Annotated in this window: 6 protein-coding genes; 3 read left to right on the top strand and 3 right to left on the bottom strand. The window is 70.4% G+C overall.

Annotated features, from left to right (window positions below; translation table 11 throughout):
• The first annotated feature begins 120 nt into the window (after nucleotides 1-120).
• Nucleotides 121-1,161 (top strand): helix-turn-helix transcriptional regulator, encoded by a 1,041-nt coding sequence (locus IE312_RS14810; protein WP_189981918.1) that lies wholly within the window; start codon nucleotides 121-123, stop codon nucleotides 1,159-1,161.
• On the opposite strand, the gene IE312_RS14815 is transcribed toward IE312_RS14810, so the two are convergent.
• Nucleotides 1,124-2,104 (bottom strand): helix-turn-helix transcriptional regulator, encoded by a 981-nt coding sequence (locus IE312_RS14815; RefSeq protein WP_189981920.1) that lies wholly within the window; start codon nucleotides 2,102-2,104, stop codon nucleotides 1,124-1,126. The two genes, IE312_RS14810 and IE312_RS14815, sit on opposite strands and share 38 nt — an antisense overlap.
• A gap of 13 nt (nucleotides 2,105-2,117) precedes the next feature.
• The gene (locus IE312_RS14820; protein WP_189981922.1) at nucleotides 2,118-3,128 is read right to left on the bottom strand and encodes a helix-turn-helix transcriptional regulator; all 1,011 of its coding nucleotides are present in this window, start codon (nucleotides 3,126-3,128) and stop codon (nucleotides 2,118-2,120) included.
• Between the two features lie 312 nt (nucleotides 3,129-3,440).
• On the opposite strand from IE312_RS14820, the gene IE312_RS14825 reads away from it, so the two are divergent.
• A complete protein-coding gene (locus tag IE312_RS14825; protein WP_189981924.1) occupies nucleotides 3,441-3,776 on the top strand; it encodes a Rieske (2Fe-2S) protein in 336 nt (111 codons plus the stop codon).
• A gap of 178 nt (nucleotides 3,777-3,954) precedes the next feature.
• Here the strand turns inward: IE312_RS14825 and IE312_RS14830 are convergent, their stop codons facing one another.
• Nucleotides 3,955-4,368, bottom strand: a complete 414-nt coding sequence (locus IE312_RS14830) for a pyridoxamine 5'-phosphate oxidase family protein (protein ID WP_189981926.1) — start codon at nucleotides 4,366-4,368, stop codon at nucleotides 3,955-3,957.
• 112 nt (nucleotides 4,369-4,480) lie between these two features.
• Between IE312_RS14830 and IE312_RS40085 the strand changes: the two genes are divergently transcribed.
• On the top strand, nucleotides 4,481-5,623 hold a 1,143-nt coding region (locus IE312_RS40085; RefSeq protein ID WP_229899764.1), incomplete at its 3' end, for a Clp protease N-terminal domain-containing protein.

Genomic DNA, 5,623 nt, shown 5'->3' on the forward strand with positions numbered 1-5,623 from the left:
AACCGGGGCATAGCGTGGTCTTCCGGTGGCCACCGCAGGGAGAGCCGTGTTGCGGACCCCCTTCGGCGCCGCGCATAGTTGCGCTGCGGAAGTGGCAGCACACCGGGGGTGGAATGGGCGATGGCCGGGCGCGGGGCGGAGAGGCATCCTCACGGTGCCGACCGGCTGTGTGAGGCCGGGGACCGGGTGTACTCCCGTGCCGTGCGCCGGGGGCGGGTGCCGCGCACGGACGCCGAACCGGTGCCCTGCCTGCTGGAGCTGGCCCTGCTGCACCCCGACCCCGACGACATGGACTGGCTGGTGCCGACCTCCCCGCAGGAGGTCATGACGCGGCTGCTGCGCGGCGTCTACGACGAGGTCAGCGAGAGCCAGCGGCGGGTGGGCTCGGCCGTGGCCGCCTTCGAGTGGTACGCGGACCTGGGCCGGCAGCTCAACACCCTCGCCTCGGGCGAGGGCAGCGCCATCCGCGTCCTCGACGGACTCTCCCGCATCCAGGCCGCGATGGACGAGGCGACCGCGGCGTGCACCACCGAGGTGCTCACCGTGCAGCCCGGCGGCATCCGGCGCGAGGCGGAACTCACCGAGGGCCTGCACCGGGCACTGGCGCTGCGCGGCCGAGGCGTACGGATGCGGGACCTCTACACGCACGTGGCCCGGCACGGCCAGGGCCTGCTGAACTACCTGGAGCTGATGGGCGACACGGTCGAGGCCCGCACCCTGGACGAGGTCATCGACCGGCTCATCCTCTTCGACCGCACGGTGGCGTTCATCCCCGCCAACGCCGACCGCACCATGGCCCTGGAGCTGCGCCACCCGGCCCTGGTGGAATACCTGGTCACGGTCTTCGAACGGCTCTGGCGCCTGGCGATCCCGCTCACCGCCCCGCTTCCCGACACCGGCATCGAGGGCATCTCGCACCGGGAGCAGTCCATCGCCGCGCTGCTCGCCGAGGGCCACCAGGACGCCGTCATCGCCGAGCGGCTCGGCATCAGCGTGCGCACCTGCCGGGCGCACATCGCCCGGCTGTCCGAGACCCTGGGCGCCGCCAGCCGCACCCAGCTCGGCGTCCGCATCGCCCAGGTCGGCCTCGACGGCCACCGCCCCTCCCTGCCGGCCACCGCCCTCACCGGCCGGGACCGAGAACCCCCGACCGCGCGATGAGGAACCCGAGCTGCGCCCGGCTCTCACTGCCCAGCGTGGCGGCGAGCTTGGCGATGTGCAGCCGGGCGGTCCGCACGTTCATCCCGAGCCGCTCGGCGATGACGGCATCCGTGTGCCCCTCCACGAGCAGCGCGGCGATGGCCCGCTGACGCGGGGTCACCCCGTCGACGGACGGGGTCTGGACGGCTCGGGGGTACATGGGGGTGGCGAGGCGCCAGAGGCGGTCGAAGGTGGTGGTGAAGTGAGCGATCAGAGCCGGGTTACGGACCTCCAGGGCCGTCGTGATGTCGCTGTCGGCCGGAATGAAGGCCACGGTGCGGTCGATGATGATCTGGCGGTCCGGCAATTCGTCGAGGGTGCGTGCCTCGGCGCTGCCGCGCAACTGCTCATAGCGGGCCAGCGTGATCGGTACGTGCCGCATGGTGCTCTGGTACAGCGTGCGGATGCGACCGCCCCGGTCGAGGAATGCCTGGTCGCGCGGCAGGGAGCGAGTCTGCCCGACCTGGCCGCGGTCGTCCACGTAGTGGGTGTGGGGCTGGACGCAGAGCACTTCGGTGACGGCCTCGGCCATCGCTTCGTCGATCGCGTCATTGATGCGCGGGACGCCCTGGAGGAGCCGGAGGTGGGCCGTCTCGGCCGGTGTGCCGGGTCCGCTGTCGACGGCCAGTAGAGGCTGGAGGAGGTCCAGCAGCCGTTCTTCGCGCTGTCGCTCGTCGGCGATGCGGGCGCGGGACGCGCGCAGGAAGCGCTCGAGTGCGGCGGCCGGGGAGACGGGATCCAGCCGTCCGGGGTCGTCCACGGCGGGGTGTAATAACCCGGCGTCGACCAGGCAGGGGACGTCGGCCGCGTCCGCCGCGGGAACGTGCCCCTCCCGCAGGGCGCGTCCGTACAGCTCCCGGCCGGCGGCGCACAGATCCTCGATGCGGTGTGCTTGATGCGTCACCGGGGCCGCTGCCTCAGTGATCCCGGTCCAAGATGCCCGACTGGGCGATGAGATAGCCGAGCTGGGCGCGGCTGCCGCTGCCGAGGGCCTGGGCGAGTTTGGCGATGTGGGCGCGGCAGGTGCGGACGTTCATACCGAGACGGCGGGCGATGGCCTCGTCCACGTGCCCTTCGACCAGGAGCTTGGCGATGGAGTGCTGGATCTCGGTGATGCCGTCGGGAGCGGTTTCGTAGGGGGTGCCTGCGCTCAGGGGCACGGCGTGGTCCCACATGAACTCGAAGACCTTGATGAGGTAGCTGACGAGGCCTGGCTGGCGGATTTCCAGGGCAACCTTCTGGTCGTCACGCGTGGGGATGAAGGCGACGGCCTGGTCACAGATGATGAGCCGTTCGACCAGTCCGTCGATGGTGCGCTGCTCGACCTTCCCGTCGGAGAGCCGGGCGGCGTAATCCAGCCGCTCCGAGCTGTACCGGGCGGTGTGCGGGTAGAGCGTTCTGATGCGCACCCCACGCTCGATCAGCGGCCGGTCACGTCCCAGGCCCTGCTTGAGGCTGTGTTCGGGTCGGTGGCCGCTCGGCTGAACTGTGAGCATTTCGGTCTGGCACTGCGAGGTGGCCAGATCCAGTGCCGCGTTGATCCGCTCGCTGCCCTCCAGCACGGTGATCGAGTCGCTGCTGACCGACATCTGTGCACCGAGCGCCATGAAAGGGGCGAAGGCATCGGACAACTGGATCGACTGTCGCCTGCGTTCGGTGATTTCGTGCTCGATCGGATTGAGCCGCTGAGCGAGCGCAACGGCGGGCGGGACCGGGCGCAGCCATTCCGGGTCGTCGGGGTCGGGGTGGAGGAGGGCGAACTCCATCAGGCAGGGAGCCGACGCCGCGTCTCCCCGAGCGATCCGCCCAGTACGCAGGGCGGCAGCATAAAGTTGTCCGCCTACGTCGCACATCTCGGTCATCGCATGGGGATGTGTCGCCTTAGTCCGATTTGCCAACAAATCTCCACCCCCCAGGGTCCTGAACATGCAGGAACATGATGCACCGATCGTGTGGCATTGATGTGCCCGAATGAGCCATCGTCGTACCCGACGGGGGAAGAGGGGACCTTCAAGTGAGGACGAAGCCGACTATGCGTAACAAAATGCTTCGCTCGGTGCTTGTCGCCACCTTCGCCGCCGTCGCGACCGTCGGGGTTCTCGGAGGAGGGTCCGGCGGGAGAGATGACGACGCTGGCGACAGTGTCTGGCCACTGGCTCGGAAGGGGCATGTGCTGGCGGACAGTGTCTGGCCGGCGGCAGCAGCAGCGGAGTCGAAGGCAAGCGGAGCTGGGAGCTGACGTGACAACTCCACCCGACGACCGCTCCTTCCGTCGCGAAATGGCCACCGCCTACCGTTCCGGCTGGCACTTCATCGACCTGGTCACCGCCATCCCCCACAGCGGTGACTCGCTGATGGTGACCGTGTTCGGAGAGCCGGTCGTCGTCACGCGGGACGAGGACGGCGACGTACGGGCGTTCCGGTGCCTGCGCAAGCCGCGCGGCGCGCCGCAGCCGGTGCGCTGTGCCATCCGGTACGGAATGATCTTTGTGAACCTGGACCAGCGGGACCACCGGCTGACCGAGCCGGCGGAGTCCGACCTGAGGACCATCTCGGCCACCCCCCGCAGTGCCTGACGCGATTCCCCCGTCGTAACAAATCGCTCAGGCACTTCCCCCCCGCAGCGGCGTCACCGTGACCTGAACACGGTGACGCCGCTGCAGTTTCCGGGGATATCTCCGGATAACGGCATGCGCCACGGTGGCCGAAAACCGCCGCGCCCACGCCATCGCGCGGCCGACTCTCAGCCGAGTCTCAGCCGTGTCCCAGCGCCCGTTCCACCTCGATCTCGATCACCACGCGGGAGGGGTTGGGGGACGGCGTCCGCTGGTACCGCTCCGCGTAGCGCCGTTCCGCCTCCGCGACCCGTTCCCGGTCCGTGCGCACGTACGCCCGCCCCTCCAGGGTCGCCCAGCGCCGGCCGTCCACCTGGCACACCGCCACCCGCGCCCCCTCGGGCCCGGCTGCGCGCACGTGGGCCGCCTTGGCGCTCGTCCCGTTGGTGATCACCCGGGCCAGCCGGGCCCCGGGGTCGTAGGTCACGCCCACCGGGACGACGTGCGGGCTGCCGTCGGGGCGCAGGGTGGTCAGCGTGCACAGATGGCGTTCGCGCCAGAAGGCGAGGTACGGCTCGCCGGGGGCAGCCGGGTCTACGGAGTGCCTGGTCATGCGCGCAACCTAGACCCGTGGGCCCTCCCGCTCCCACCTTGAGTGGAATAGACTCAACTTTGTGTACGCTTGTTAAGTCAGCAGTGCGAGGTCGAGGAGGAGAACGGACACCGTGGACGCCGAGCTGACCAACAGGAGCCGGGACGCGATCAACGCGGCGGGCAACCGTGCCGTGACCGAGGGGCACCCGGACCTCACCCCCGCCCACCTGCTGCTGGCGCTGCTCCAGGGGCAGGACAACGAGAACATCACCGACCTGCTCGTGGCGGTCGACGCCGACCAGGCCGCCGTACGCGCCGGCGCGGAGCGGATCCTGGCCGGCCTGCCCAGCGTGACCGGGTCCACCGTCGCGCCGCCGCAGCCCAACCGGGAGCTGCTGGCCGTGATCGCCGACGCCGGCGAGCGCGCGAGGGAACTGGGTGACGAGTACCTGTCCACCGAGCACCTGCTGATCGGTGTCGCCGCGAAGGGCGGGGCCGCCGGTGAGCTGCTCGTGGGGCAGGGCGCCGAGCCGAAGAAGCTGCTGGAGGCCTTCAAGAAGGCCAGGGGAGGACGCCGCGTGACCACCGCCGACCCGGAGGGCCAGTACAAGGCCCTGGAGAAGTTCGGCACCGACTTCACCGCCGCCGCCCGCGAGGGCCGGCTCGACCCGGTCATCGGGCGGGACCAGGAGATCCGGCGGGTCGTACAGGTGCTGAGCCGCCGCACCAAGAACAACCCCGTCCTGATCGGTGAGCCCGGCGTCGGCAAGACCGCCGTCGTGGAAGGGCTCGCCCAGCGCATCGTCAAGGGGGACGTGCCCGAGTCGCTGAAGGACAAGCGGCTGGTCGCGCTGGACCTCGGGGCGATGGTGGCCGGCGCCAAGTACCGCGGCGAGTTCGAGGAGCGGCTGAAGGCCGTCCTCGCCGAGATCAAGGGCTCCGACGGGCAGATCATCACCTTCATCGACGAGCTGCACACCGTCGTGGGCGCGGGCGCCGGCGGCGACTCCGCCATGGACGCGGGCAACATGCTCAAGCCCATGCTCGCCCGCGGCGAACTGCGGATGGTGGGCGCCACCACCCTGGACGAGTACCGGGAGCGGATCGAGAAGGACCCCGCGCTGGAGCGGCGCTTCCAGCAGGTGCTGGTCGCCGAGCCGACGGTGGAGGACACCATCGCGATCCTGCGCGGGCTCAAGGGGCGGTACGAGGCCCACCACAAGGTGCAGATCGCGGACAGCGCGCTGGTGGCCGCCGCCACCCTGTCCGACCGG

The sequence above is a fragment of the Streptomyces capoamus genome (assembly GCF_014654935.1).
GTDB classification, from domain to species: domain Bacteria; phylum Actinomycetota; class Actinomycetes; order Streptomycetales; family Streptomycetaceae; genus Streptomyces; species Streptomyces capoamus.

Excerpts from the sequence above, each read along its gene's own strand:
- IE312_RS14830 (WP_189981926.1), bottom strand. The coding sequence starts at position 4,368 with ATGACCAGGCACTCCGTAGACCCGGCTGCCCCCGGCGAGCCGTACCTC.
- IE312_RS14820 (WP_189981922.1), bottom strand. The coding sequence starts at position 3,128 with ATGTTCAGGACCCTGGGGGGTGGAGATTTGTTGGCAAATCGGACTAAG.
- IE312_RS14810 (WP_189981918.1), top strand. The coding sequence starts at position 121 with ATGGCCGGGCGCGGGGCGGAGAGGCATCCTCACGGTGCCGACCGGCTG.